This is a genomic window from Neisseria sp. P0014.S009 (genome assembly GCF_051958155.1).
GTDB lineage: Bacteria > Pseudomonadota > Gammaproteobacteria > Burkholderiales > Neisseriaceae > Neisseria > Neisseria flavescens_C.
In genome coordinates this window covers 92922-116889 of sequence record NZ_JBQCVS010000001.1, presented here as the reverse complement: position 1 = coordinate 116889, position 23968 = coordinate 92922, and the positions used below count along the sequence as shown (strand labels likewise).

At 48.7% G+C, this 23968-nt stretch carries 23 protein-coding genes and 1 tRNA gene; 16 read left to right on the top strand and 8 right to left on the bottom strand.

Going from position 1 to position 23968, the window contains the following annotated elements:
- Positions 1–13: 13 nt before the first annotated feature.
- The 10 genes from infC to accD all read left to right on the top strand — a co-directional run bounded on the left by infC (position 14) and on the right by accD (position 8150).
- Positions 14–535, top strand: coding sequence for a translation initiation factor IF-3 (gene infC / locus ACTHS4_RS00580; protein ID WP_079453677.1), 522 nt, complete (start codon positions 14–16; stop codon positions 533–535).
- A 142-nt stretch (positions 536–677) separates the two neighbouring features.
- A complete protein-coding gene (rpmI, locus tag ACTHS4_RS00575; protein ID WP_003675505.1) occupies positions 678–875 on the top strand; it encodes a 50S ribosomal protein L35 in 198 nt (65 codons plus the stop codon).
- A 12-nt stretch (positions 876–887) separates the two neighbouring features.
- Complete coding sequence (gene rplT, locus ACTHS4_RS00570) at positions 888–1247, top strand: 50S ribosomal protein L20 (RefSeq protein ID WP_003675502.1); 360 nt, start codon at positions 888–890, stop codon at positions 1245–1247.
- A 248-nt stretch (positions 1248–1495) separates the two neighbouring features.
- Positions 1496–2488, top strand: coding sequence for a phenylalanine--tRNA ligase subunit alpha (pheS, locus tag ACTHS4_RS00565; protein ID WP_070826509.1), 993 nt, complete (start codon positions 1496–1498; stop codon positions 2486–2488).
- Positions 2489–2542: 54 nt separating this feature from the next.
- Positions 2543–2854, top strand: a complete 312-nt coding sequence (locus ACTHS4_RS00560) for a hypothetical protein (protein ID WP_070826508.1) — start codon at positions 2543–2545, stop codon at positions 2852–2854.
- Positions 2855–2984: 130 nt separating this feature from the next.
- The gene (pheT, locus tag ACTHS4_RS00555; protein ID WP_070826507.1) at positions 2985–5348 is read left to right on the top strand and encodes a phenylalanine--tRNA ligase subunit beta; all 2364 of its coding nucleotides are present in this window, start codon (positions 2985–2987) and stop codon (positions 5346–5348) included.
- A gap of 114 nt (positions 5349–5462) precedes the next feature.
- Positions 5463–5765 carry an integration host factor subunit alpha gene (locus ACTHS4_RS00550; protein WP_003680933.1) on the top strand — a complete coding sequence of 101 codons (303 nt, stop codon included), beginning with the start codon at positions 5463–5465 and terminating at the stop codon, positions 5763–5765.
- Positions 5749–6096: a hypothetical protein gene (locus ACTHS4_RS00545; protein ID WP_440365339.1), complete on the top strand. Its 348-nt coding sequence runs from the start codon at positions 5749–5751 to the stop codon at positions 6094–6096. The genes ACTHS4_RS00550 and ACTHS4_RS00545 overlap by 17 nt, the downstream gene beginning before the upstream one ends.
- Positions 6097–6422: 326 nt before the next feature.
- Positions 6423–7208: a tryptophan synthase subunit alpha gene (gene trpA / locus ACTHS4_RS00540; protein ID WP_070826506.1), complete on the top strand. Its 786-nt coding sequence runs from the start codon at positions 6423–6425 to the stop codon at positions 7206–7208.
- Positions 7209–7283: 75 nt separating this feature from the next.
- On the top strand, positions 7284–8150 hold the full coding sequence (gene accD, locus ACTHS4_RS00535; RefSeq protein WP_070826505.1) for an acetyl-CoA carboxylase, carboxyltransferase subunit beta: 867 nt from the start codon (positions 7284–7286) through the stop codon (positions 8148–8150).
- A gap of 63 nt (positions 8151–8213) precedes the next feature.
- On the opposite strand, the gene ACTHS4_RS00530 is transcribed toward accD, so the two are convergent.
- From ACTHS4_RS00530 to ACTHS4_RS00505, 6 genes are all read right to left on the bottom strand, one after another.
- Entirely contained in the window at positions 8214–8660 is a 447-nt protein-coding gene (locus ACTHS4_RS00530) for a GatB/YqeY domain-containing protein (protein WP_070826504.1), read from the bottom strand.
- 97 nt (positions 8661–8757) lie between these two features.
- The gene (gene rpsU, locus ACTHS4_RS00525; protein WP_003680926.1) at positions 8758–8970 is read right to left on the bottom strand and encodes a 30S ribosomal protein S21; all 213 of its coding nucleotides are present in this window, start codon (positions 8968–8970) and stop codon (positions 8758–8760) included.
- A gap of 277 nt (positions 8971–9247) precedes the next feature.
- Entirely contained in the window at positions 9248–11095 is a 1848-nt protein-coding gene (locus tag ACTHS4_RS00520) for a transglycosylase SLT domain-containing protein (protein ID WP_440365338.1), read from the bottom strand.
- Between the two features lie 178 nt (positions 11096–11273).
- Positions 11274–11741, bottom strand: a complete 468-nt coding sequence (locus ACTHS4_RS00515) for an FxsA family protein (protein ID WP_070826502.1) — start codon at positions 11739–11741, stop codon at positions 11274–11276.
- A gap of 167 nt (positions 11742–11908) precedes the next feature.
- The gene (locus ACTHS4_RS00510; RefSeq protein ID WP_349267273.1) at positions 11909–13426 is read right to left on the bottom strand and encodes a polyamine aminopropyltransferase; all 1518 of its coding nucleotides are present in this window, start codon (positions 13424–13426) and stop codon (positions 11909–11911) included.
- Between the two features lie 124 nt (positions 13427–13550).
- A complete protein-coding gene (locus ACTHS4_RS00505) occupies positions 13551–14621 on the bottom strand; it encodes a porin (protein WP_070826500.1) in 1071 nt (356 codons plus the stop codon).
- Between the two features lie 326 nt (positions 14622–14947).
- Here ACTHS4_RS00505 and ACTHS4_RS00500 point away from each other — a divergent pair, with 326 nt between their 5' ends.
- The 5 genes from ACTHS4_RS00500 (at position 14948) to ACTHS4_RS00480 (ending at position 22202) form a co-directional block, all read left to right on the top strand.
- The gene (locus ACTHS4_RS00500; protein ID WP_070826499.1) at positions 14948–16567 is read left to right on the top strand and encodes an ABC transporter substrate-binding protein; all 1620 of its coding nucleotides are present in this window, start codon (positions 14948–14950) and stop codon (positions 16565–16567) included.
- Between the two features lie 75 nt (positions 16568–16642).
- On the top strand, positions 16643–18439 hold the full coding sequence (locus ACTHS4_RS00495; RefSeq protein ID WP_070826498.1) for an aminopeptidase P family protein: 1797 nt from the start codon (positions 16643–16645) through the stop codon (positions 18437–18439).
- 232 nt (positions 18440–18671) lie between these two features.
- A complete protein-coding gene (oppB, locus tag ACTHS4_RS00490) occupies positions 18672–19592 on the top strand; it encodes an oligopeptide ABC transporter permease OppB (protein WP_036490316.1) in 921 nt (306 codons plus the stop codon).
- 72 nt (positions 19593–19664) lie between these two features.
- Positions 19665–20573: an oligopeptide ABC transporter permease OppC gene (gene oppC / locus ACTHS4_RS00485; protein WP_049335539.1), complete on the top strand. Its 909-nt coding sequence runs from the start codon at positions 19665–19667 to the stop codon at positions 20571–20573.
- Between the two features lie 24 nt (positions 20574–20597).
- Complete coding sequence (locus ACTHS4_RS00480) at positions 20598–22202, top strand: ABC transporter ATP-binding protein (protein WP_440365337.1); 1605 nt, start codon at positions 20598–20600, stop codon at positions 22200–22202.
- A 244-nt stretch (positions 22203–22446) separates the two neighbouring features.
- On the opposite strand, the gene ACTHS4_RS00475 is transcribed toward ACTHS4_RS00480, so the two are convergent.
- A tRNA-Ser gene (locus ACTHS4_RS00475) sits at positions 22447–22537 on the bottom strand.
- A gap of 79 nt (positions 22538–22616) precedes the next feature.
- Positions 22617–23396 (bottom strand): peroxide stress protein YaaA, encoded by a 780-nt coding sequence (gene yaaA / locus ACTHS4_RS00470; protein ID WP_070826593.1) that lies wholly within the window; start codon positions 23394–23396, stop codon positions 22617–22619.
- Positions 23397–23566: 170 nt separating this feature from the next.
- Here yaaA and ACTHS4_RS00465 point away from each other — a divergent pair, with 170 nt between their 5' ends.
- Positions 23567–23956, top strand: a complete 390-nt coding sequence (locus ACTHS4_RS00465; protein WP_036472307.1) for a RidA family protein — start codon at positions 23567–23569, stop codon at positions 23954–23956.
- Positions 23957–23968 lie beyond the last annotated feature (12 nt).

The following is a 23968-nucleotide window of genomic DNA, read 5'->3' as shown; positions in this document are numbered from 1 at the left end:
TATAGGAGTATTCATCATCGCTCAAGAACGCGAAGCACGAATCAATGGTGAAATTACCGCCAAAGAAGTGCGATTAATCAGTGAGTCAGGCGATCAGCTTGGTGTCGTTTCAGTTCGTGAAGCTCTGGCTATGGCCGAAGAGCAAGATGTCGATTTGGTAGAAATTTCCCCGACTGCCAAACCGCCCGTATGCAAACTGATGGATTACGGTAAATACAAATACCAACAAGCCAAGAAGCGCGACGAAGCCAAGAAAAACCAAAAGCAGGTACAAATTAAGGAAATTAAATTCCGTCCGGGTACTGATGAAGGCGACTATCAAATCAAGATGCGCAACATCAACCGTTTCCTCGCCGATGGTGACAAAGTCAAAGTGACATTGCGTTTCCGCGGTCGTGAGATGGCCCACCAACAATTGGGCGCCCAACTGCTTGAACGCGTAAAAGAAGAGTTGGCTGAAGTGGCACAAATCGAGTCCTTCCCTAAAATGGAAGGCCGCCAAATGGTGATGATGATTGCGCCTAAGAAAAAATAAAGCTATAATGCAAGGCTTATTTCGATTGCCGCTCGGAATAAGGTTTAATTAGCGGCAAAAACCGTGGTATTTTGGGATACAAGTGTTTGAAATTTATTTCAAAACCCCTTATACCTTATCTAATAACGAATGGAGTTTTCCAATGCCTAAAATGAAAACCAAGTCTAGCGCGAAAAAACGCTTTAAAGTACTGGGTAACGGTGGTGTGAAACGCGGTCATGCGTTCAAAAGTCATATCCTGACCAAAAAAACCACTAAAACTAAACGTCAATTGCGCGGCACCGCTATGGTGGATTCACGCGATTTGGCTTCTGTTGCTAAAATGTTGCCCTACGCTTAAGGAGTTTAGAATATGCCACGCGTAAAACGCGGTGTTACCGCTCGTGCTCGTCACCAAAAAGTCTTCGCGTTAGCCAAAGGCTACCGCGGTCGTCGTAAAAACGTTTACCGTGTTGCCAAACAAGCGGTAATGAAAGCCGGTCAATACGCATACCGTGACCGTCGCCAACGCAAACGTCAATTCCGTCAACTGTGGATCGTTCGTATCAACGCAGGTGCCCGTGAAAATGGTCTGTCTTACAGCAAATTCATGAACGGCCTGAAACGCGCTGCTATCGAAATCGACCGCAAAGTATTGGCTGATTTGGCTGTATTCGACAAAGCTGCATTTGCACAATTGGTTGAAAAAGCTAAAGCTGCTTTGGCTGCTTAATTCGATAAGATTATTTAAAAAGGAAGCTTATGCTTCCTTTTTTCTTTTCTTAAAGAAATCCTATGTAGTTGATTTTCTTTCTTTAAACTCTATTTTTTTATACTAATTTGCGATAAAATAGGCCTCTCTTATCAAACGGATTGGCCGCAGTAAGACAAAAGGCCGTCTGAACGGGTTTGCAATCAAATCCAACAGACGGCTTTGTTGTTTCAGACGGCCTGCCATCAACAAACAGACGATAAACCACTATGGAAAATGTAAACCGTATCGTTGCAGAAGGTATTGCCGCTATTGAAGCCGCGCAAGACTTCAATGCCTTAGAACAAATTAAAGCACGCTATCTTGGTAAAACCGGCGAATTGACCGGACTTTTGAAAACTTTGGGTCAAATGTCTCCTGAAGAGCGTAAAACCATAGGCGCGCACATCAACGAATGCAAAAATCAGTTTCAGACGGCCTTTAATGCCAAACGCGATGCCCTGAATGAAGCCAAACTGCAAGCTCAATTGGCTGCAGAAGCCTTGGATATTACTTTGCCGGGTCGTGCGCAAGAACATGGCGGTTTGCATCCAGTTACTTTGACTTTGCAACGTGTGGTCGAGCTGTTTCACGGTATGGGTTTTGAAGTGGCGGACGGCCCTGAAATCGAAGACGATTTCCATAATTTCCAAGCCTTGAATATTCCTGCAAATCACCCAGCGCGTGCGATGCAAGATACTTTCTACGTTGAAAACGGTGACGTTTTGCGTACACACACTTCGCCTATTCAAATCCGCTATATGCTCGACAAAAAAGAACCGCCTATCCGTATTATTGCTCCCGGCCGCGTTTACCGTGTGGACAGTGATGCCACTCACTCGCCTATGTTCCATCAAGCCGAAGGTTTGTGGGTGGAAGAGGGAGTAACTTTTGCCGACTTAAAAGCAGTGTTCACTGACTTTATCCGTCGCTTCTTTGAACGCGATGATCTGCAAGTACGGTTCCGTCCGTCTTTCTTCCCGTTTACCGAGCCTTCTGCCGAAATCGACATTATGGGCGAAAACGGCAAATGGTTGGAAGTCGGCGGTTGCGGTATGGTACATCCTAACGTGTTGAAAAATGTGAATATTGACTCTGAAAAATATACCGGTTTCGCTTTCGGTATCGGTCTCGACCGCTTTGCCATGTTGCGCTACAACGTCAATGACCTTCGCTTGTTCTTCGATAATGATTTGAACTTTTTGAAGCAGTTTGCAAAATGATCGTGCAGGTTGTCTAAAAATGAAAAAGCAGTCTGCACCGCAGAAAGCTAAATCATGAAACGCTATATTGCCCCATCCGTTTGCTATACGCTTGCTTTTGCATTGTGGCTTCTGTCCATATATTGCGAAAATCGTGCTTTGGCGTTAGCCGATTTGAAAATTATGACCGGCGACGATATGGAAGGTGCAATAAGGTGGTCGAATTATGGATCTGCCGCGTTTGTTGTATCCTGTTTTGTCACCGTGATCGGCAGTTGGTTGATGCCGTGGTTCAAAAGGTGGGAGCGTGTGGCGTTTACAGTCAGTGTCACCTTAGGCTATGCCTTGTTGGCGTGGTTTGTAACAATATTTATTGTTTTTACTTAAGGTTTGAAAAGGCTACCTGAAAGCAACGCCCCCAACAAAGTTAAAAAGCAGCCTGTGCTCCTAAATAAACAGGTCGTCTGAAAACAAAATCTGATAAAACAAAAGTTAATTAGTTAATTGAGAACATAACATGCAATTCTCCTACTCATGGCTGAGAACCCAAGCCAATCCTGATCTTTCTGCCGATAAACTGGAACATCTTTTGACCATGGCCGGTTTGGAAGTGGAAGAAATCGATACTGCCGCCCCTGCTTTTAGTGGCGTGGTTGTTGCCGAAGTAAAATCCGTTGAAAAACACCCTGATGCAGACCGTTTGAACGTTACCCAAGTTGATGCCGGTACGGGCGAGTTGGTTCAGATTGTTTGTGGTGCGCCGAATGTCAAGCCGGGAATTAAAGTGCCGTGTTCCTTGCCGGGTGCAGTCTTGCCGGGTAACTTTAAAATTAAGCCGACTAAAATGCGCGGCGTACCATCAAACGGTATGCTGTGTTCGACCAATGAACTGGGTTTGCCAGATGATGGTGTAGACGGTCTGCACATTCTGCCTGAAGATGCGCCTGTCGGTACCAATATCCGCGAATACTTGGATTTGGACGATACGTTGTTTACGTTGAAAATTACGCCTAACCGCGCTGATTGCTTGAGTGTTAAGGGCATTGCGCGTGAGGTTTCTGCGTTGACTCAATGTGCGTTTACGCCTGTTGAAATTCAGACAGCCTCTATCGGCAGTGAGAAAAAACAGGCTGTCCGTATTGATGCACCGGCCGACTGCGGTCGTTTTATCAGCCGCGTTATTGAAAATGTTAATGCGAAAGCGGCTACTCCTGATTGGATGAAACAACGTTTGGAACGCAGCGGTATCCGCAGCATTTCCGCATTGGTGGACATCGGCAACTATGTCATGCTGGAAATCGGTCAGCCTATGCATGTTTTCGATGCTGACAAGCTGTCAGGCAGTTTGATTGTCCGCCGTGCTCAAAATGGCGAGACTTTGGCGTGTCTGAACGAGAAGACGGTTACTTTGGCTGACAATACACTGGTGGTCGCTGATGAAAAAGGTGCGTTGAGCTTGGCTGGTTTGATGGGCGGCGAGGCAAGCGCGGTTTCTGATGAGACACAAAATATTGTGTTGGAAGCTGCTTGGTTTGCTCCGGAGATTATTGCCGGTAAATCCCGTCAATACGGTTTTGGCTCGGATTCTTCTTTCCGTTTTGAACGTGGCGTGGACTACCGTTTGCAAGCTGATGCCATTGAGCGTGCCACCGAATTGGTGTTGCAGATTTGCGGTGGTGCAGCCGGTGAAATGGTTGAGGCACAAGGAAAATTGCCCGAGGCAAAACAGGTCGAATTGCGTTTAGGCCGTCTGAAAACGGTATTGGGCGTTGAAATCCCTGCCGAGCAAGTCGAAATTATCTTGCAACACTTGGGTTTGCAGCCTGAGAAAACTGCAGAAGGCTTCCGTGTCACTTCTCCTAGCTTCCGTTTCGACATCGAAATCGAAGCCGATTTGATTGAAGAAATCGGCCGCGTTTACGGTTATGAAAATATTCCTGACGACTATACTTCAGGCCGTCTGAAAATGTTGGCTTTGCCTGAAACCAAACGTCCGCGTTTTGCGGTTTATAACGAAATGGCGGCTCGCGGTTACCGCGAAGTGGTCAGCTATGCGTTTGTGGATGAGCAATGGGAGCAAGACTTTGCTGCCAATACTAATCCTATCCGCCTGCAAAATCCGTTGGCGGCTCAGTATGCCGTCATGCGTTCTACGCTTATCGGCGGTTTGGTGGAAGTTTTGCAAAACAATTTGAACCGTAAGCAAAACCGCGTACGCGTATTTGAAATTGCCCGTGTGTTCAGCAAAGATTCGGCTGATCAATTTGTTCAAAACGAACGTATCGGCGGTTTGTGGTATGGCTCCGTGTTGCCTGAGCAATGGGGTGAGAAAACACGCAACGTAGATTTCTACGATATGAAAGCCGATGTTGAGAGCCTTTTGAAAAACAAGGAAGTATCCTTTGTTAAGAACGAACATCCGGCATTGCATCCTGGACGTGCCGCCAATATTGTTTCAGGCGGCCGAGTAGTTGGTTTTGTTGGCGAGTTGCATCCGAAATGGCTGCAAAAATATGATTTGCCACAAGCGCCACTGGTATTTGAAATCGATATGGATGCGGTATTGGGTCGTGAGAAAACCCGTTATCAGTCTGTATCCAAATTCCAACCTGCACGCCGAGATTTGGCATTTGTAATGCCTGAAGCTGTGACGCATGATGATTTGTTAAATGCCCTGAAAGCGGCGGCGAACAAGCTGGTTCAAGAAATCAGCGTGTTTGACGTTTACCGCGGTACGGGCGTGCCTGAAGGAATGAAGAGCGTTGCCGTCAAAATCATTTTGCAAGATATGGAAAACACGCTGACAGATGAAGTCATCGAGCCTTTGGTGGCGAAAATGATTAAAGCGGCAGCCGAAAAAGACGCACAGCTTCGCGCTTAAAATAAGATAAAAGTTGTCGCCAAAAATCACCAATAATATTTGATTTTTTGGTGAGGACTTGATTTTTAAAAGAATTTTGGTAATAATTGCACCAGTTTGAATGAAGGTAAACACATGACACTAACTAAAGCAGAATTGGCTGATATTTTGGTCGACAAAGTCAGCAACGTCACCAAGAATGATGCCAAAGAAATCGTCGAGCTCTTTTTTGAAGAAATCCGCAGCACTTTGGCGCGTGGTGAAGAAATTAAAATTTCCGGTTTCGGTAATTTCCAATTGCGCGACAAACCTCAACGCCCAGGCCGTAACCCTAAAACAGGCGAAGAAGTGCCGATTACCGCACGCCGTGTGGTAACTTTCCATGCCAGCCAAAAACTCAAAGGCATGGTGGAGCATTACTATGACAAACAACAATAATCCGGTTACTCCTGCCAAGCGTTATTTTACGTTGGATGAGATGTGCCAATTGGTGCAAATCAGCCCGGCTCAGTTTGCCCAATGGCAACATGAAAATAATGTTGTGATTGGATACGGTGGCGATCGATATACGCGCTCAGATGTAGTTAAGTTATTGAAACTGAAAGATACATTTGAACCGTATATTGATACGTTCAGCCGTGGTGCTTTGGATGCAAACGGCAATCCTGCCGCCAATGCAGAAGAAGTCCGTCATGGTCTGACGCAGATTTTGTCTGATTTGGAGCGTCATCTGGGTTCTGAACAACAAAACCACCATGTCGAGCTGTAATCGATAGGGAAATTTTGATCAAAAGTGCGAAGGCATACAAAGATTTGCATAATTGATTCTAATAAAGGCTGTTTGAATGATTTTCAGACGGCCTTTATTGTTTTTTATTGCTTTTAAAATATCAGAATCTTGATTGCAAATGATTCTATGAAATAGCCGTAAATGTTATACTTAGCCTCTTGTTTGCCGATTGAGAAGAAACAGTCATTAGATAATGCGGATAAATGCCGCTTTTTCATGGCAGACTGAGGTTTTTAAAACAAATGTAACGGCAGAATAAACAGGTTGTCGGACAACATTCAAATCGATGAAATGGATAGCAGAAAATGAGCAGAATCCAACAAACTTTTTCAGCGCTCAATGGCGCAAAAGCACTGATTCCTTATATTACGGTGGGTGATCCCAGCCTTGAGACAACCTTGGCATTGATGCATAGCCTGGTGGCTAATGGTGCTGATATTTTGGAACTGGGTGTGCCGTTTTCTGACCCGATGGCGGATGGTCCGACCATTCAGCGTGCAGCCGAAAGGGCGTTGGCAAATCATGTTTCTTTGCACGACGTATTGGAAACAGTACGTTTGTTCCGCCAAACCAATAATAAAACGCCGATTGTGTTAATGGGCTATTTGAACCCAGTACATAAAATGGGTTATCAAGCGTTTGCGCAAGCGGCTGCCGAAGCAGGCGTAGATGGCGTATTGACTGTGGATTCTCCTGTAGAAACCATTGCTCCTTTACATGAGTCGCTGAAAGCGCAAGGTATTGATTGTATTTTCCTTATTGCGCCAACAACAACTGAGGAGCGTATTCAAACGATTGCCAAAGTGGCCGGCGGTTTTGTGTATTATGTATCGCTCAAAGGCGTGACCGGTGCGGCAAGTTTGGATACTGAAGAAGTTTCGCGTAAAATAGAGCTTTTGCGCAAATACATCGATATTCCGATCGGTGTCGGCTTCGGCATCAATAATGCGGAGAATGCGCGTAAAATTGGTGCGGTAGCGGATGCCGTTATTGTCGGCAGCCGTATCGTCAAAGAGATTGAAAGCCACGCAGGTAGCGAGGCCGAAGCGGTAGGCGTGTTGGTTAAAGAGTTGAAAGACGCGATTCGCTAATATTTTTTATTCCATTGTTTCAGACGGCCTTATATTCAACGGGCCGTCTGAATTCTGAATCCTAAGGAGTCATTCATGAGCTGGCTAGATAAAATTCTTCCTCCGAAAATTAAAAACCGAAGCAGTTCGTCCAGCGTCCCTGAAGGTCTGTGGCACAAATGTCCGTCTTGTTCGGCAACGGTTTACTCAACCGAGTTGAAACAAAACAGCGAAGTCTGCCCAAAATGTAATCATCACAATCCGCTTTCTGCGCGCGAACGTTTGGACCTGCTTTTGGATGAAGAAGGCCGTGAAGAGATTGCAGCCAATATTAAACCGACCGACCCGCTGAAATTCAAAGACAGCAAAAAATATCCCGACCGCCTCGCAGCTGCGCGTAAAGCAACTGGCGAAGACGATGCATTGGTTGTTATGAAAGGCACCATGAACGGCCTGCCTGTCGTTGTGGCTGCGTTTGAATTCCGTTTTATCGGCGGCTCTATGGGTTCGGTCGTGGGTGAGCGTTTCGTTCAGGGGGTACGTCGTGCCGTTGCAGATAATTGTTCGTTTATTTGCGTGGCGGCTTCCGGTGGTGCGCGTATGCAGGAAGGGATTAACTCTTTGATGCAGATGACGAAGACCAGCGCGGCTTTGCATTTGCTGACTGAAAAACGTCTGCCGTTTATTTCCGTATTGACCGACCCAACCATGGGCGGTGTATCTGCCAGCTTTGCCTTCTTGGGCGATGTGGTTTTGGCAGAACCGAATGCGCTGATTGGTTTTGCAGGTCCACGCGTTATTGAGCAGACTGTACGTGAAACCTTGCCGGAAGGTTTCCAACGTGCAGAATTCTTGTTGGAGAAGGGGGCAATCGACCAAATCGTCGATCGCCGTTCCATGAAAAAACGTATCAGCGATTTGATTACTTTGTTGCGTCATGAAGGTAAAGTAACTGCTGCTTGATTGGCACAATAAGAAAGGCCGTCTGAAAATAATATTTCAGACGGCCTTTTTGATTATTGAGGATTAAGCAGTCAATGCGGTTTTCAAAACCTTGTTGACTTCGCCCATGTCGGCTTTGCCAGCCAGGCGGGTCTTCAATACGCCCATGACTTTGCCCATATCGGCCATGCCTGATGCACCAATTTCTGTAATGACTGCTTCAACGACAGTCTTGATTTCTTCTGCGGACATCATTTGCGGCAGGTAGCGGTTGAGGATGTCGATTTCCGCGTTTTCTTTGTCAGCCAAATCTTGACGGCCGGCTTCAGTGTAGATTTTGGCGCTGTCTTTGCGCTGTTTCACCATCTTGGTCAGGATAGAGATGACTTTTGCGTCATCGGCTTCGGTACGCTCATCTACTTCAAATTGTTTGATGGCGGCATTAATCAGGCGGATGGTGCTTAAAGACACTTGGTCTTTGGCGCGCATGGCGGTTTTCATGTCTTCGGTTAATTGTGTTTTTAGGCTCATAATGTTCTCACTTTATATAAAAAATGCCGTCTGAAAAACAAAACACACCGCAAAGCTGCCCTTGCGGTGTGTCGTTTATCACAGGGCAGGCCTGTAATTAGTACATTTTAGGAGGCAGTTGTTGGCTGCGCAGACGTTTTTGCAGACGTTTAGCTGCAGCAGCTTTTTTGCGTTTGCGTTCGGTAGTTGGTTTTTCGTACGCTTCACGGGCGCGCAGTTCGGTCAACAGACCGGTTTTTTCTACGGCACGTTTGAAACGACGCATGGCAACTTCAAATGGTTCATTCTCTTTAACACGAATAGCAGGCATTTTATTTCCTTTAAATTTTGTTCAATCAAACCGTTTTAAGAAATAGAGGACGGTTTGTCATAATGGGAGAGTTGTTGTATCGCTGGTTTGCCTAGGGCAGGGCGGGATACGCGCCGTGATGTAAACATCACCTCCTAACAAGTCGGCTTTTGCCGTGCAAGTGACCTTTGCGGTCAGAAACAATCGGGCGATTATCTTATAAACCCGATAGTCTGTCAAGGTTTCAGGCCGTCTGAACGTTTGATTCTGTCGCACTTTTCAGACGGCCTATCGGGTATTAATAACGGCCGGGAACCGTACCCATACGTTGTTTCAACGAAGTTTGCGGTTCGTTGAACAATGACGCGTAATAAGTCGCGTTGGTCATGACTTTTTTCACGTAGTCGCGGGTTTCGGTAAATGGGATGGTTTCGGCGTAAATCGCGCCTTCTAAAGGCGAAGAAGCCTGCCAGTTGCGGGCGCGGCCTGGGCCGGCATTGTAGCCTGCGGTGGCCATCACTTCGTTATTTTGCAGGCGGCGTTTGGCATCTGCCATGTACCAAGTACCCATGCGGATGTTGCCGTCCATGGTGTAGAGTTCGCTGCTGCTCATGCCGATTTTGCCGGCGATTTCGCGGGCGGTCGCAGGCATGACCTGCATCAGGCCTTGTGCGCCGACGCTGGATTGAGCGCCCATGACAAAGCGGCTCTCTTGGCGAATCAAACCGTAAACCCATGCAGGGTCAACGCCTGCCTGTGCGGCATAGCGGACGGTCAGGTCTTTAAACGGAGAGAGGTAGCGCAGTTTGTAGTTGAGCTTGTGGTCGGTACGGTCTGCGCTGTTGATTGCCATGTCGTAGAATTGGTTGTCAAAAGCGACTTGCGCGGCAGTCAGCAGGTTGTCTTCGTTGAAATCGCGGGTGGCAAAACGCCATTCTGCCTGTGCCTGACGGCGCATTTTGGAGTCGCCGTTGCTTTGGCTGTTTTTAAACAGAACCAATGCGCGTTTGATGGCACCGTCTTCGCTCATGCGGCGGACGTCTCTGGCATCGGCATCGGAAACGTTGTTGTGCGTATTGATGCGGCGGCCCAGCTCTTCACCTGCCAATACTGCGTAGAAATTGCGGCCGGAAGCGGCGGCTTTTTCGTACATTTCTTTGGCTTGGCTGCCTTTGCCTTGTGCGGCAAAGCTGCGACCCAGCCAATATTGCCATGTCGGGTCTTTTTGCAGTTTTTCAGGCATATGCTGAATTACGCTTGCCAATTCGTCCCAACGTTGCAGGCGCAAAGCGGCGCGTGCGTACCATTCCAATTGTTCGTCGGTCAGTTGCTTGCGGTCGGAAACGCGGCCGTAGTAGCTCAAAGCAGTCGGCATGTTTTGGCTTTGTGCATGGTAGTGGCCCAATACGCCCCATGCGAAGCTGCGTTGTTCGCGGCTGAGGCCTGATTCCATGTCGGACAGGGTAGCGGCGGCAGAAGCGGATTTGCGTGCATCTTTGCCGATTACGCTCAACAGGCTATATTCGGTCGCACCTTGCGCGCCACCTTCAAACGGGCTGCCCAATGCGGCGGCGAGGTTGCGTGCATCCGTGGTTTGGCTGTTGCTCAACAAGCCGCGCACGCGACGCCATGCGTCGTTGGTGTTCAGACGGCCTGAAGCTGCCGCGCTTTCAACTAAGCGGGTACAGCCGGCAGGCAGTTTGCCGGTCACGCGAACCAGCTCGGCGGCTTTGCTGTAATTGCCGCTGCTCAAATCGGCATAACATTGCACTTCTTGTGCGACGCCGGCGGCGTTCAATTTGCCGAATTCTTGACGGAATAAATCCCACTGGCCGTGTGCGCCCAAGGTTTTCAGCCATTCGTTGCGGACGTTTTCAGTCATTGCGCTGTCGCTGGCTTGGGATAAAAATTGTTGAACCCAAGCATCGTCGCCGCGTTTGGCGGCATCGATGGCGCTTTGGTATTGGCTGTAATCGGACAGGACTTTGGATTCGCTGTCGGCGCGGCGTGAAGGAATAGAAGTGGATTTAGGCTGAACGACGGTTTCAGTTTTCGAAGCAGTCGGTGTGTTTTGGGTGGCGCACGCCGATAAAACAGCGGCGGTAATCAAGCTGAGGGAGAGAGGGAAAAGACGTTGAACGTTCATTGGGTACCGTGTCGTTTTTAGAATCAAAATAGCTACTTATTTTAAATGATTTATGCGGAATAACCGAATTACAAACCGATATTTACATTTTCAAAGCCTGGAAATGACGAAGGCCGTCTGAAATAGGAAACACTTTTGAGGTATTCCTAATTCAGACGGCCTGTTATGAAGGCAGTCGTCAATCGGGTTTGTGTTCGATATAGTCTTGCGGTTTGTCGGCTTTGCTGGTGCGCGTAACCGTGTATTCGCCTTCGATAATGTCTTCATCCTCTTTGGCGGAGCTATAAGTCTGACGGCTTTGGAAAGACTGCGCAGAAGAAACGGTCGCATTGCCTTTAAACGGAATCAGCAAGAGCAGGGCAACGGCGGTTGAAATAAAACCGGGACTGAGCAGGAAAACCGCGGCGGCGGTATAGCGAATCGGCCACAGCATCTGATAGAGGGAAATGTTTTGGCCACTGCGGACGGCTGCGCCTGCGAGCAAAAGGCCGGAAATGCCGGTATGGCGCAGCATAAAGATACCGCTGATAAAGCTGACAGCCATCACAAACAGCGTCCAGCCGCCACCTATCCAGTCGGCAACCCAGACGATGGACATGATTTCCAAAAAGATTAAAACCAAAAAACCGATTCCAAAATACTGCATAAGAGTTTGTTCCTTCATTCAACGGATAGTGTCGATTGTGTTCTATCTAGATAAAGATAAACCTTATTTTTTCAAGCAAATGCTGTGTGAAAAAGGGTAAACGGGCGATGAGGCCATCTGAACGGGGATAAAAAGAAGACAGATGTTTCAGACGGCCTTTAGATATTCTATCGCATCACATTGTTCCAATCGCTTTCAAAATAACTGACGAGAATTTGGTTGTTTAAATAATTTGCTTCCACCTTGCGCCTTGCCATATCAGGCGGAAAACGGAACATTTCGGCAACGGTCTGGGCATTGAGATAGCGGGTGGGTACGTCGAATTTTTGCGGAATGGGGAAGTTTTGGTCAAGCCCTGCCAACACAAATCCCCATTCTCCAAAGGAAGGGACGTAGACATGATAGGGTGCGGTATTCAACTTGGCCGCTTCGAGGGTGGCAACGACCGACCAGTAGGCATTAGGGGCGAAATAAGGCGAAGTCGATTGCACAACAATCTTGCCCTGCGGCTCAAGATGACGGGCAACGAGGCGGTACATGGGGACGGAGTAGAGTTTGCCCAGCGAGAAATTGGACGGGTCGGGTAGGTCGATGATGATAACGTTGAATTTTTCAGACGACCCTTCCAGCCATTTGGCGGCATCGTCGTTGACGATGTGCATTTTGGGATGGGACAGCGAGCCTTGGTTGAGCGCGCTCAAGGTGGCGGAGGTTCTAAAAGTGGCGGTCATGTCGGGGTCGAGATCGACCAAAGTAACATTTTTGACCTGCGGATATTTTAAGACTTCACGTGCCGCCAATCCGTCGCCGCCGCCGAGAATCAGGACGCGTTCTGCATTGGGAACCATCTGCATGGCAGGCAGAACGAGTGCTTCATGGTAACGGGCTTCGTCGCGTGAGGAGAATTGCAGGTTGCCGTTGATGTAGAGGCGGGTGTCGTCTTTCCAGCGTGTCACGACCAGCCGTTGGTAGGGTGAATGGCTTTGATAGACGACGGGATCGCCGAAATAGCTTTGTTCGGCTTTAAAGGAAATACGGTCGGCGTAGATGAAGAGCGTAATGAGCACGGTCAATACGATAAACGCACGCGTACGGATGGCGTGATAGCGGGGTAATTCGGATTTGAATACGCGGGCGGTCAGATAGGCGACGGCGGCGTTGAAGATGCCAAACAACAAGGCGGAACGCGCCATGCCGAGTTTGGGGGCGAGCAGGAGCGGAAATAATAACGAGACGGCAAGTGCGCCCAAGTAGTCGAAAGTCAATACTTTGGAAACGAGTTCTTTAAATTCCGCACCTTTTTGGTTTAACACGCGCATGACTAAAGGAATTTCCATGCCGACAACCATGCCGACAATCAGTACAAAAGCGTAGAGCAGGGTGCGGAACGGGGCGGCGGATAAACCGAAGGCCACAAATAATGCCAGTGCGGAAATGCCGCCGATGATGCCGACCAGAAGTTCGATTTCGATAAAGCGGTGCAATACGTCTTTATCTTTGATGTATTGGGTCAGGTGGGCGCCGATACCCATTGAAAACAGATAAAGCCCGATGACGGAGGAAAACTGTAAAATACTGTCGCCCAAAAGATAGCTTGCGAGCGCGGCGATGATGAGCTCGTAAGCGAGGCCGCAGCTGGCGACGATAAAAACGGAGATGATGAGGGTGCGGTGGGCGTTCATGATGACGTTTTTGTTGCTTGAGTGTGGGCAATGTAATGATTTTTAAGGTGGGCTGCAAGTTTAATTATAGGATGTAGAAAAGGCCGTCTGAACAAATTGTTTCAGACGGCCTTTAATCTGTCAGACATTAATAGCGGTGTTTGAATACCATGCCCACGGCGTAAGAAGATTTTTTCGGCAAATCTTCTTCGTATTTCGGATTGACGTTTTCTTTCAACCAGCCGGCGCCGAGTGTGGCGGTCGTCCGTTTGGAGAAGCTGTAATCGGTGCTGACGGCGACGTGTTTGTAGTCTTCTCCGACAGAGCTTTTACCGTAGGCAAAGCCGATTTGAGGTTTGAAATTGCCCACTTTGTATGAGCCGGACACCATAAATTCTTTGGTGTTGTTGATTTCTTTGTCGTAAGAACCGGCTACGTTGCCTGCCGCATCTTTCCATACGCCCCAGCAGCTGAAGCCATCGCAAGTGTTTTTGGCGTATTGGAACGCGGCATCGACGGAGATTTTGTCTTTGCTGTATCCGGCCATGAATGCATGGGCTTGGAAGTCTTTGGTTTCGGTCGGAGAGTCGTTGGGTGCGTATTCGGCAGCGTAGTGTGCGTTAAAGCCGTTGTTTGGGTGGTAGTAGTCTACACCCCAACCGAAGACCCAGTCGCCGTCACGTTTTTTGTCCGGATTCCAGTCATTGTTGTTGCGTGCGGCATTGGAACCGGGGGAAACGTTGAATTTGAATTGGAAACCGTTTTTCCAAGGCGACTCATAAGCCATGGAAACACGGCGTTGGCCGAAGCGAGAAATTTTGCCGAACTCCAAAATCGGGCTGTTGGTGTCGAACGGGTTCAGATAAATGCTGTTCATGGGCGTACTGATGTAACCCATTTTGACGGTGCCGAGGTTTTTGTAGCTGTTGAGCGCGACGTATGAGTCGGCAGTACCCCAGCCGCCCCAGCGGTCGGAATCGAAGTAAATAAAGGAGCCAAGTTGCCATTTCAGCCATAAGTCGTTGTTGAGTCGTACTTCATCGGAGAGATAAAGACTGGAACTTTTATCGGAAATGGTTGTATTGGTGACGCCGGTTTTATTGTTGTGTTCGACCTCGGTCATGATGTAGATGGTGCCGCTCATTTTAGGTTCGGCGTGGGCGGCACTTAGGGAAGAGCCTATGAGGGCAGTGGCAATAAAGTAAGATAACTTCTTCATTTGATTCTCCTTTTTATGTCTTTTTCTTGCTTATGGCGAAAGAGTTCGGATAATCTTATTTGACAAATCATAAAAAATCAATACATTTGTAACTTATCGTAGGATAAATTGAAAAATAGTTTTCAGTTACGTATTTTTGTGTTAATTTGCCGACAATCTTAGACGGCTGCTTTTATTTCGATGGTATAGGTAGTTTTAAACACTATTTTTATATCTAAAAATAGAGGCTTTAACTGGGTTTAAAAACCTCAAATATTTGTAGTTAAGTGTAGTTTGAATAATCAGGCCGTCTGAAAAAGAAGAATACCCAAAAGAAGGAATGAAATATGGCCGGAAAAACCTACCCGCTGTTGACTGCATCATTGGCTGCCGTATTCGCATTGTCGGCGTGCAGCCGCGATGTTAAGCCTGCTCCTGAGTTTAAGCGTACCGATTATGAGCGCGTGGTAGTCAGCAACGGCGTCGAGCCAGGCACGCTGGATCCTCAGATGAGCGGCGATATGGCGGCCGGTGCGATTATCCGTCAGTTGATGGATGGTTTGGTCGGTACGGATGCCGAAGGCAAAACCATTCCTGCTTTGGCGGAAAAATGGGAGAGCGAGGGCGAGCGTGTTTGGACCTTCCATCTGCGTGATGCCAAATGGAGCAATGGCGATCCGATTACTGCCGAAGATTTCGTGTACAGCTTTCGCCGTCTTGCCGATCCGGCCACCGGCGCACCTTTCGGCAGCTATTTGGTCGATGCCCAAGTGGAAAATGCGGAAGATATATTAAACGGCAAAGCCAAGCCTGAGACATTGGGCGTCAAGGCGTTGGACGCGAAGACCCTGCAATTTACGTTGATTGCGCCTGTACCTTATTTCCCTGATATGCTGATTCAGCAATTCACTTTTCCAGTTCACCGCGCCACTGTTGAAAAATACGGCAACAAGTGGACGCAGCCCGGTCATTATGTTTCCAGTGGCGCTTATCTGTTAAAGGATTGGAAAGTCAACAGCCACATCAATATGGAACGCAATCCCAATTATTACGATAAAGACAAAGTAGCCATTCCGAAGGCGGTTTTCTTGTCAGGTAGCGGTGAATACAACCGTTATCGCGCCAATGAAATTGACGTAACTTACGGCATTCCCAGCGATCAGGTCAAAGTGGCGGATATTGAGTTTCCCGGCCAAGTAAGACGCACGACTTCTTTGTGCAGCTGGTATTTGGAGCCGAACCACGAAGCGGCGCCGTTTAACGATCCGCGTGTCCGCAAGGCGCTCAATATGCTGACGCGCCGCGACATCGTCGTCAAAGTGGGCGGCCGTGGCGATACGCCTGCGTTCCAATTGACGCCGCCGCAAATGCAGGGTGTGATTCCTGTTTATCCGGAGTGGAAAGAGTGGACGCCTGAAAAACGCATCGAAACCGCGCGCAAACTGTTGAACGAAGCAGGCTACAACGATGACCATCCGCTTGAGTTTGATATTTTGTACAGCACCAGCGAAGCGTCCAAAAAACAAATTACTGCCGTGCAGTCGGTGTGGAAAGCCGCCATTCCGTTTATCCGTCCGACTTTGTCCAACGAGGAATGGAAAACTTATTTGGATACGCGCGCGCAAGGCAATTTCAAGGTTTCGTTCAGCGGCTGGTGTTCCGACTTCAATGATGCGGCGGGTATGCTCAATATCTTGAAATCCAACAACTCAAACAATGCATTCCGCTACAAAAGCGCGGCGTTTGATACATTTATGAACAATACGCTGAAAGATGGTGTCAGCAAGGAAGCGCGCAGCCAGCTTTATGCCGATGCGGAGAAGCAGCTTCAAGAAGACGCTGCACTGATTCCGCTGTATCATCAGGTTGAAGTGCGTATGGTCAAACCCGATATTATCGGCTATTCCGACAAAGACCCTTTGCGGAACTACACGGTCAAAAGCTGGTCGTTCGCACCGAAAAAATAGATTGATTATAGACAGCACAAGTTTTCAGACGGCCTTGATGACAGAGGCCGTCTGAAACAACAGGAGACATAACACATGAAATCTGTACAACAACGTTTGTCCGTTTTACGCGAAGCCATGAAAAAACATGGCGTGGACGCGTTTGTCATTCCTTCCGCCGATCCTCACCTTTCCGAATACCTGCCCGAGCATTGGCAGGCACGTCGCGATTTTTCCGGCTTTACCGGTTCGGCCGGCACTTTGGTGGTAACCGCCGATAAAGCAGGCGTGTGGACGGACAGCCGCTATTGGGAACAGGCCGGCCAACAGCTTTCTCCAAACGGCATCGAGCTGCAAAAAATGGGCGTTGATGCGCCTTATACCGAGTGGTTGGCACAAAATCTGCCCGAGGGTGCAGTCGTCGGCGCGCCTGCCGATATGTTCGCACTCAGCGGCGAGCGCGGTTTGAAACAGGCACTTGCCGCCAAAAACATCCGCCTCGAATATCCTGAAACCTTGTTGGACGAAGTGTGGGACGACCGTCCTGCATTGCCGACTCCGGAAATCTACGTTCACCATCCCGACTACGTTTCCGAAACGGCGGCCGAAAAATTGGCCCGTATCCGTACGGCCATGAAAGAGCAGGGCGCAGATGCGCATTTGGTTTCATCTTTGGACGACATCGCTTGGATTACCAATCTGCGCGGCGATGATGTGCCGTTCAACCCCGTGTTCTTGTCCCATCTGTTTATCAGCCAAGACAAAGCCGTATTGTTTACCGATGCAGGCCGTCTGAAAGCCGAATCTGCCGAAGCTTTGAAAGCGGCAGGTTTTGAAGTATTGCCTTATGCGCAAGCGGCGGACTATTTGGCAGACGTTAAGGGCGCATTGCTGATTGATCCGAACAAAACCGCAGTCGGTACTTTGCGCCGCCTGCCTGAAGACGTCCGTTTGATTGAAGCCATCCACCCAAGCACATTCTTCAAATCGGTTAAATCCGATGCCGACATTGCCCATATCCGCAATACCATGGCGGAAGACGGCGCGGCATTGTGCGGCTTCTTTGCCGAGTTTGAACAAATCTTGGCAGACGGCGGCGAATTGAGCGAGCTGGACATCGATGGCATGCTCTATAAACACCGCAGCCAACGTCCCGGCTTTATTTCGCCAAGTTTCGACACCATCGCCGGCTACAATGCCAATGCTGCCTTGCCTCATTACAGCGCGACACCGGAAAACAACAGCAAAATCAAAGGCAACGGTATGCTGCTGATTGATTCTGGCGGCCAATACTGGGGCGGTACGACCGACATCACGCGCGTGGTGCCTGTCGGCAATCCGAGTGCGGCCATGAAACGCGACTACACTTTGGTGTTGAAAGCGCATATTTCTCTGGCGGAAACCATTTTCCCTGAAAACATCAAAGGCCCGATGATTGATGCCATCTGCCGCAAATCGCTCTGGCAGGCGCAATGCGATTACGGTCACGGTACAGGTCATGGCGTGGGCTATTTCCTCAATGTACATGAAGGCCCGCAAAGTATTGCCGTTGCCGCTGTGCCGCAACCGCATCACGCGATGAAGTCAGGCATGCTGACTTCCAACGAGCCGGGTCTTTACCGTCCGGGCAAATGGGGTATCCGTATCGAAAGCCTGGTAATCAACCGTCCGGTTGAAAACCCAGAGGAAACCGAGTTCGGCAAATTCCTGTATTTTGAAACCGTTACCCTCTGCCCAATCGATACGCGCCTCATCGATACCAAACTGATGACCGGTAGCGAAATCGAATGGCTGAACCAATATCACGCCGAAGTGCGCCGCCGTCTTGAGCCTTTGACAGAAGGCGCGGCCAAAGCATGGCTGATTGAACGCACCGAACCTTTGGCGCGTTAACGTGAAAGGCCGTCTGAAACGGCGGATACAAAGTTTCAGACGGCCTTATAACAACAATTATCTAAAAACTAAAAAACCTTACCCGACTCCGAATAAAAACAATAACCCGGTCGGAATAGAGAGAGAAACCGGCGCGGCGACGTTACAGACGCCTGCTGCCATTCATCCGATTTCCGCTTCAGGTCAGCTTTGTTTTCACGAGTCCGGTATGTTCAGACAGGACAGCCTGATTATGTTGAAATTCATCATCAAACGGATATGTGCTTCCATCCCGACCATGCTGGTGTTGATTACCGTATCGTTTTTCCTGATGCGGCTCGCACCGGGCAGCCCGTTCACAGGCGAACGCAATCTGCCGCCTGCGGTCATGGCTAATATCGAAGCCAAATACCACCTCAATGATCCGATGTACCTCCAATATTTCCACTACCTCAAGCAGTTGGCGCAGGGGGATTTGGGGCCATCGTTCAAATATAAAGATTTCAGCGTTAATGAGTTGCTTGCCCAATCCCTGCCGGTATCGGCAGAACTTGGCTTCTACGCCTTTTTAATCGCCGCTATCTTCGGCATGTTTATCGGCATCATCGCCGCCTTAAAACAAAATAGCTGGCTGGATTATGCGCTGATGAGCGGCGCGATGACCGGCATTGTCGTTCCCAGTTTTGTGATGGCGCCGGTATTGGTACTGGTGTTTGCCGTCAGACTGCAATGGCTGCCTGCAGGCGGCTGGAACGATGGCGCACTGATGAACTTGATTTTGCCCGTTGTTACTTTGTCCATCGGTTATGTGTCCAGTATCGCGCGGATTACGCGCGGCGCGATGATTGAAGTATTGAACAGCCCCTTTATCCGCACGGCACGCGCCAAAGGCCTGCCCATGAGCCGCATCATCCTGCGCCATGCGCTGCGCCCAGCTATGCTGCCGATTGTTTCTTTCTTAGGCCCGGCATTCGTCGGCATCATTACCGGCTCCATTGTGATTGAAAACGTGTTCGGTATTCCCGGTGTCGGACAATTATTTGTCAACGGCGCGCTCAACCGCGACTACGGCATGATTTTGGGTTTGACGATTTTGGTGGGCATTATGACCATTTTGTTCAACGCCATCCTCGATATTCTGTATGCCATTATTGACCCGAAAATCCGTTATTAATCCCATTTGCGCAAAGGCCGTCTGAAACGTTCAGACGGCCTGAAGAAAGAATAAAAAGCGAGAGAGAACATTATGTTATTTAAAAAGAAGCAGACTCAGGCCCTCGCAGAGGCAGCAGAATACGCCCAAGTACACGGCAAAAGCCTGTGGAGCGACGCATGGCGGCGTTTTAAACAGAACAAAGCGGCGGTGTACAGCATTATCATCCTGTTGCTGATCAGCATTTTTGTGATTGTGGCACCATGGATTGTCCGCTACACCTACGACTTCACCGACTGGGACAATATGCAGATTCCGCCGTCCCTTTCTACTCATCACTATCTGGGTACGGACTTGCTCGGTCGCGATTTGCTGTCGCGCGCGGCAACCGGCGGACGTATTTCCTTGCTGGTCGGTGTGGCCGGCGCATTGGTGGCCGTTGTCATCGGTACGCTTTATGGCGCGATTGCCGGCTTTATCGGCGGTAAGCTCGATTCGCTGATGATGCGCTTTTTGGAAATTTTGAACGCGTTTCCGTTTATGTTTTTTGTCATTCTGCTGACCACGTTCTTTGGCCGCAATCTGCTTTTGATTTTTGCCGCCGTAGGTTTGGTGTCTTGGCTGGACGTGGCGCGTATCGTGCGCGGCCAAACCTTGAGCTTGAAGCATAAAGAGTTTGTCGAAGCGGCGCGTGTGAGCGGCGTGGCAAAACGTAAAATCGTAACGCGCCACATTATTCCGAATGTTTTGGGCGTGGTGATGGTGTATGCCTCTTTGCTGGTGCCGGGCATGATTATGTTTGAATCCTTCTTGAGCTTCTTGGGCTTGGGCGTGCAAGAGCCGATGACTAGTTGGGGTTCGATGCTGCAAGAAGGTGCGATTTCGATGGAAGCCGCACCATGGCAACTGCTCGTGCCGAGTTTCTTCTTGGTAACCACTTTGTTCTGTTTCAACTTTATCGGCGACGGCCTGCGCGATGCGCTTGACCCGAAAGACCGCTAAACCGCAACCAAAAGGATTATCAAAATGACAAAACAGTTACTGGTTGTAGAAAATCTGGACATCGATTTTGAGCTGCATGAGAAAACCGTGCATGCCGTGCGTAATGTCAGCTTTAAAGTGGCAGAGGGCGAAACATTGGCTTTGGTCGGCGAATCCGGCTCGGGAAAGTCCGTAACATCTATGTCCGTTATGCGCCTGCTGCCTGAAAAATTTGCCCGATACAGCAAAGATTCGCGCATTACTTTTGACGGCATTTCCATTTTGGATGCAGATGAGAAAACCCTGCGTGATTTGCGCGGCAACCGCATCAGCGTGATTTTTCAAGAGCCGATGACTTCCCTCAATCCGTTTATGCGTATCGGTGCGCAACTGATTGAAGCGGCGCGTGTGCACAATAAAAAGCTCGGCAAAAAAGAAGCAGGACAGAAGGCATTGGCATTGTTGGAACGTGTGGGCATCAAAGAAGCCGAACGCCGTATGAAGCAGTATCCGCACGAGTTTTCCGGCGGTCAGCTGCAACGTATTATGATTGCCATGGCGCTTATTAATGAACCTGACCTGCTGATTGCCGATGAGCCGACCACCGCTTTGGATGTGACCATTCAAGCTGAGATTCTCGATTTGCTCCACGATTTGCAACAGCAAATGGGCATGGCGATTATCTTCATTACCCACGATTTGGGTTTGGCGGAACACTATTCCAAAACCGTCTGCGTCATGCGTAACGGCGAAATTGTCGAGCGCGGCAAAATCAAAGAAGTATTTGCCCATCCGAAACACGAATATACCGCCGAACTCATCAATGCCATTCCCAAGGGCATGAAAGAGCCGGAAGAAACCAGCGCCGGAGTGTTAATCGATGCCGATAATGTCAATGTTTCTTTCGTATTGAAGCAAAACTTTTTCGGCAAGCCGCTCAAAACTTTTGACGCCGTCAAAGGCATCAGCTTCAAAATTAAAGAAGGCGAAACATTGGGCGTCGTCGGCGAGTCCGGTTCCGGCAAATCCACGCTGGGCAAAGCCGTCATGCAGATGCTGCCTTATACCGGCCATATCTCCTTTGAAGGCAAAGACCTGAAAAACTATACCGCCGAAGAAGCACGCCGTCTGAAATCGCAACGGCAAATTGTGTTCCAAGATCCGTTCGGTTCGCTTTCCCCACGCCTGACCGTTGGTGAGATTATTGGCGAAGGTTTGACGGTTCATCATCCTGAAATGACCAAAAAAGAACGTATCCAACGCGTTTTGGAAGTCATGAAGGAAGTGTCCCTGCCGCTTGACGCGCTCAACCGTTATCCGCATGAATTCTCCGGCGGCCAGCGTCAGCGTATCGCTATTGCACGCGCCGTTATCCTGCGCCCGAAATTTATCCTTTTGGACGAGCCAACCTCTGCACTTGACCGCTCCGTACAATCCAAAGTGGTCGAACTTTTGCGCGATTTGCAGAAGAAATACGGCCTGACTTATATGTTCATCAGTCATGATTTGTCTGTCGTGCGCGCTGTCAGCGATAATGTGATCGTGATGAAGCAGGGCGAAATGGTTGAGTACGGCAGCGCGGATCAGATTTTCCACCATCCGCAAAACGATTACACCAAACGTTTGATTAATGCCGCGTTTGATTTGTAGAAAAACCAAAGGCCGTCTGAAAAGAGATTTTCAGACGGCCTTTGGTTTTGTATTCGGTTATAAACAGGGAAGGGGTGCTTGGATAGGTATAAAGTTTAAAAGGCCGTCTGAAACCGGATAGGGAAGTTTCAGACGGCCTTTTGTTTATCGATAATGTTGACCTGTCAACATAAACTTAAATTTCAAAAGGACAAAAATAAAAAAAAGACTTGAATCAATCAAGTCTTTATATCCTTATCAAGAATGGCGGAAGCGGTGAGATTCGAACTCACGGAGGGCTATCAACCCTCGACGGTTTTCAAGACCGTTGCATTAAACCGCTCTGCCACGCTTCCGTTCTTGAAGCCGTAATACTAATGGAACTTACGGCCTTTGCCAAGTGGTATTTTAGGGAAAATATCTAGTATTTTGTTTTTATTTGGATTGTTCTTCACGCATGAATACCCATTTGGCTTCGTTTGAAGCTGCTTCATTGAATGAATAGCCTTCGTAGTCGAAATTTTTGAGCATTTCAGGCTCGGTAATGCTGTGTTCTGCCGCGTAGCGCACCATCAAACCGCGCGCACGCTTGGCGTAGAAGCTGATGATTTTGTATTTGCCGTTTTTCTCGTCTTTAAAAATCGGCGTAATCAGGCGTGCGTTGAGTTTTTTAGTGTTGATGGATTTGAAATATTCTTGTGAGGCGAGGTTGATTAAAACGTCGCTATCGGCCTGCTCCAGTGTTTGGTTGAGCAGGTCGGTAATTTTATCGCCCCAAAATTCGTAGAGGTTTTTACCGCGCGAGTTGGCAAAGACCGTGCCCATTTCCAAGCGGTAGGGCTGCATTAAGTCGAGCGGGCGCAGTACGCCGTATAGGCCGGAGAGCAGGCGGACGTGTTGTTGCAGATAGTCGATTTGTTCTGGTTTGAGGGTATCGGCGGCAATGCCTTCATAGACATCGCCGTTGAACATAAATACGGCCTGTTTGGCATTTTCAGGGGTAAACGGCGTGTGCCATACGGCATTGCGTTCGGCATTGAGCAGGGCGATTTTGTCGGAAACATGCATCAGCTCGGCGATTTGTTGGGGGGCAAGCTGACGCAACTCCTGCATCAGGATTTCTGCTTCGGGCAGAAGATCGGGCAGGGTAAAGCTGCTGATGGGGGAGGGGTCTTTTTCGTTGAGGTTTTTGGCTGGGGATAAGACAAAAAACATAATAATTTCGGCTTTGAAATGAATAATGTGTGGGATTGTAGGTTTAAAATCGGGGAAGAACAAGACGGGCTAAACGCATTAATTGAATGCTTTTATTGAAACGTATTTCTGTTGAAAGTAAAATTCGAAGCTTCCACCTGATTCTGACATTTCTATTTGAGGAGAATATCATGTCTAAAACCATTATCCATACCGACAAAGCCCCTGCCGCGATTGGTGCATACAGCCAAGCAGTCCGCGCAGGCGATACGGTTTATATGAGCGGTCAGATTCCTTTGGATCCGGCTACGATGACTGTGGTCGGAGATGGCGACTTCCGCGCCGAAGCAGTGCAAGTATTTAAAAATCTGCAAGCCGTAGCCGAAGCGGCCGGCGGTTCTTTGAACGATATCGTCAAACTCAATGCTTATTTGACCGATTTGGCCAACTTTGCCGTGTTTAATGAAGTGATGGCTGAATTTATCGAACAACCTTTCCCTGCACGTGCGGCGGTTGGCGTGGCCAGCCTGCCTAAAGGCGTTCAGGTTGAAGCAGAGGCAGTATTGGTTTTAAATGCATAAATGATGTTTTCA

Bases quoted from the DNA above. Each gene is read 5' to 3' on its own strand.
- rpmI (WP_003675505.1), top strand. From the start codon at position 678: ATGCCTAAAATGAAAACCAAGTCTAGCGCGAAAAAACGCTTTAAAGTA.
- rplT (WP_003675502.1), top strand. From the start codon at position 888: ATGCCACGCGTAAAACGCGGTGTTACCGCTCGTGCTCGTCACCAAAAA.
- pheS (WP_070826509.1), top strand. From the start codon at position 1,496: ATGGAAAATGTAAACCGTATCGTTGCAGAAGGTATTGCCGCTATTGAA.
- ACTHS4_RS00560 (WP_070826508.1), top strand. From the start codon at position 2,543: ATGAAACGCTATATTGCCCCATCCGTTTGCTATACGCTTGCTTTTGCA.
- pheT (WP_070826507.1), top strand. From the start codon at position 2,985: ATGCAATTCTCCTACTCATGGCTGAGAACCCAAGCCAATCCTGATCTT.
- ACTHS4_RS00550 (WP_003680933.1), top strand. From the start codon at position 5,463: ATGACACTAACTAAAGCAGAATTGGCTGATATTTTGGTCGACAAAGTC.
- ACTHS4_RS00545 (WP_440365339.1), top strand. From the start codon at position 5,749: ATGACAAACAACAATAATCCGGTTACTCCTGCCAAGCGTTATTTTACG.
- trpA (WP_070826506.1), top strand. From the start codon at position 6,423: ATGAGCAGAATCCAACAAACTTTTTCAGCGCTCAATGGCGCAAAAGCA.
- accD (WP_070826505.1), top strand. From the start codon at position 7,284: ATGAGCTGGCTAGATAAAATTCTTCCTCCGAAAATTAAAAACCGAAGC.
- ACTHS4_RS00530 (WP_070826504.1), bottom strand. From the start codon at position 8,660: ATGAGCCTAAAAACACAATTAACCGAAGACATGAAAACCGCCATGCGC.
- rpsU (WP_003680926.1), bottom strand. From the start codon at position 8,970: ATGCCTGCTATTCGTGTTAAAGAGAATGAACCATTTGAAGTTGCCATG.
- ACTHS4_RS00520 (WP_440365338.1), bottom strand. From the start codon at position 11,095: ATGAACGTTCAACGTCTTTTCCCTCTCTCCCTCAGCTTGATTACCGCC.
- ACTHS4_RS00515 (WP_070826502.1), bottom strand. From the start codon at position 11,741: ATGCAGTATTTTGGAATCGGTTTTTTGGTTTTAATCTTTTTGGAAATC.
- ACTHS4_RS00505 (WP_070826500.1), bottom strand. From the start codon at position 14,621: ATGAAGAAGTTATCTTACTTTATTGCCACTGCCCTCATAGGCTCTTCC.
- ACTHS4_RS00500 (WP_070826499.1), top strand. From the start codon at position 14,948: ATGGCCGGAAAAACCTACCCGCTGTTGACTGCATCATTGGCTGCCGTA.
- ACTHS4_RS00495 (WP_070826498.1), top strand. From the start codon at position 16,643: ATGAAATCTGTACAACAACGTTTGTCCGTTTTACGCGAAGCCATGAAA.
- oppB (WP_036490316.1), top strand. From the start codon at position 18,672: ATGTTGAAATTCATCATCAAACGGATATGTGCTTCCATCCCGACCATG.
- oppC (WP_049335539.1), top strand. From the start codon at position 19,665: ATGTTATTTAAAAAGAAGCAGACTCAGGCCCTCGCAGAGGCAGCAGAA.
- ACTHS4_RS00480 (WP_440365337.1), top strand. From the start codon at position 20,598: ATGACAAAACAGTTACTGGTTGTAGAAAATCTGGACATCGATTTTGAG.
- yaaA (WP_070826593.1), bottom strand. From the start codon at position 23,396: ATGTTTTTTGTCTTATCCCCAGCCAAAAACCTCAACGAAAAAGACCCC.
- ACTHS4_RS00465 (WP_036472307.1), top strand. From the start codon at position 23,567: ATGTCTAAAACCATTATCCATACCGACAAAGCCCCTGCCGCGATTGGT.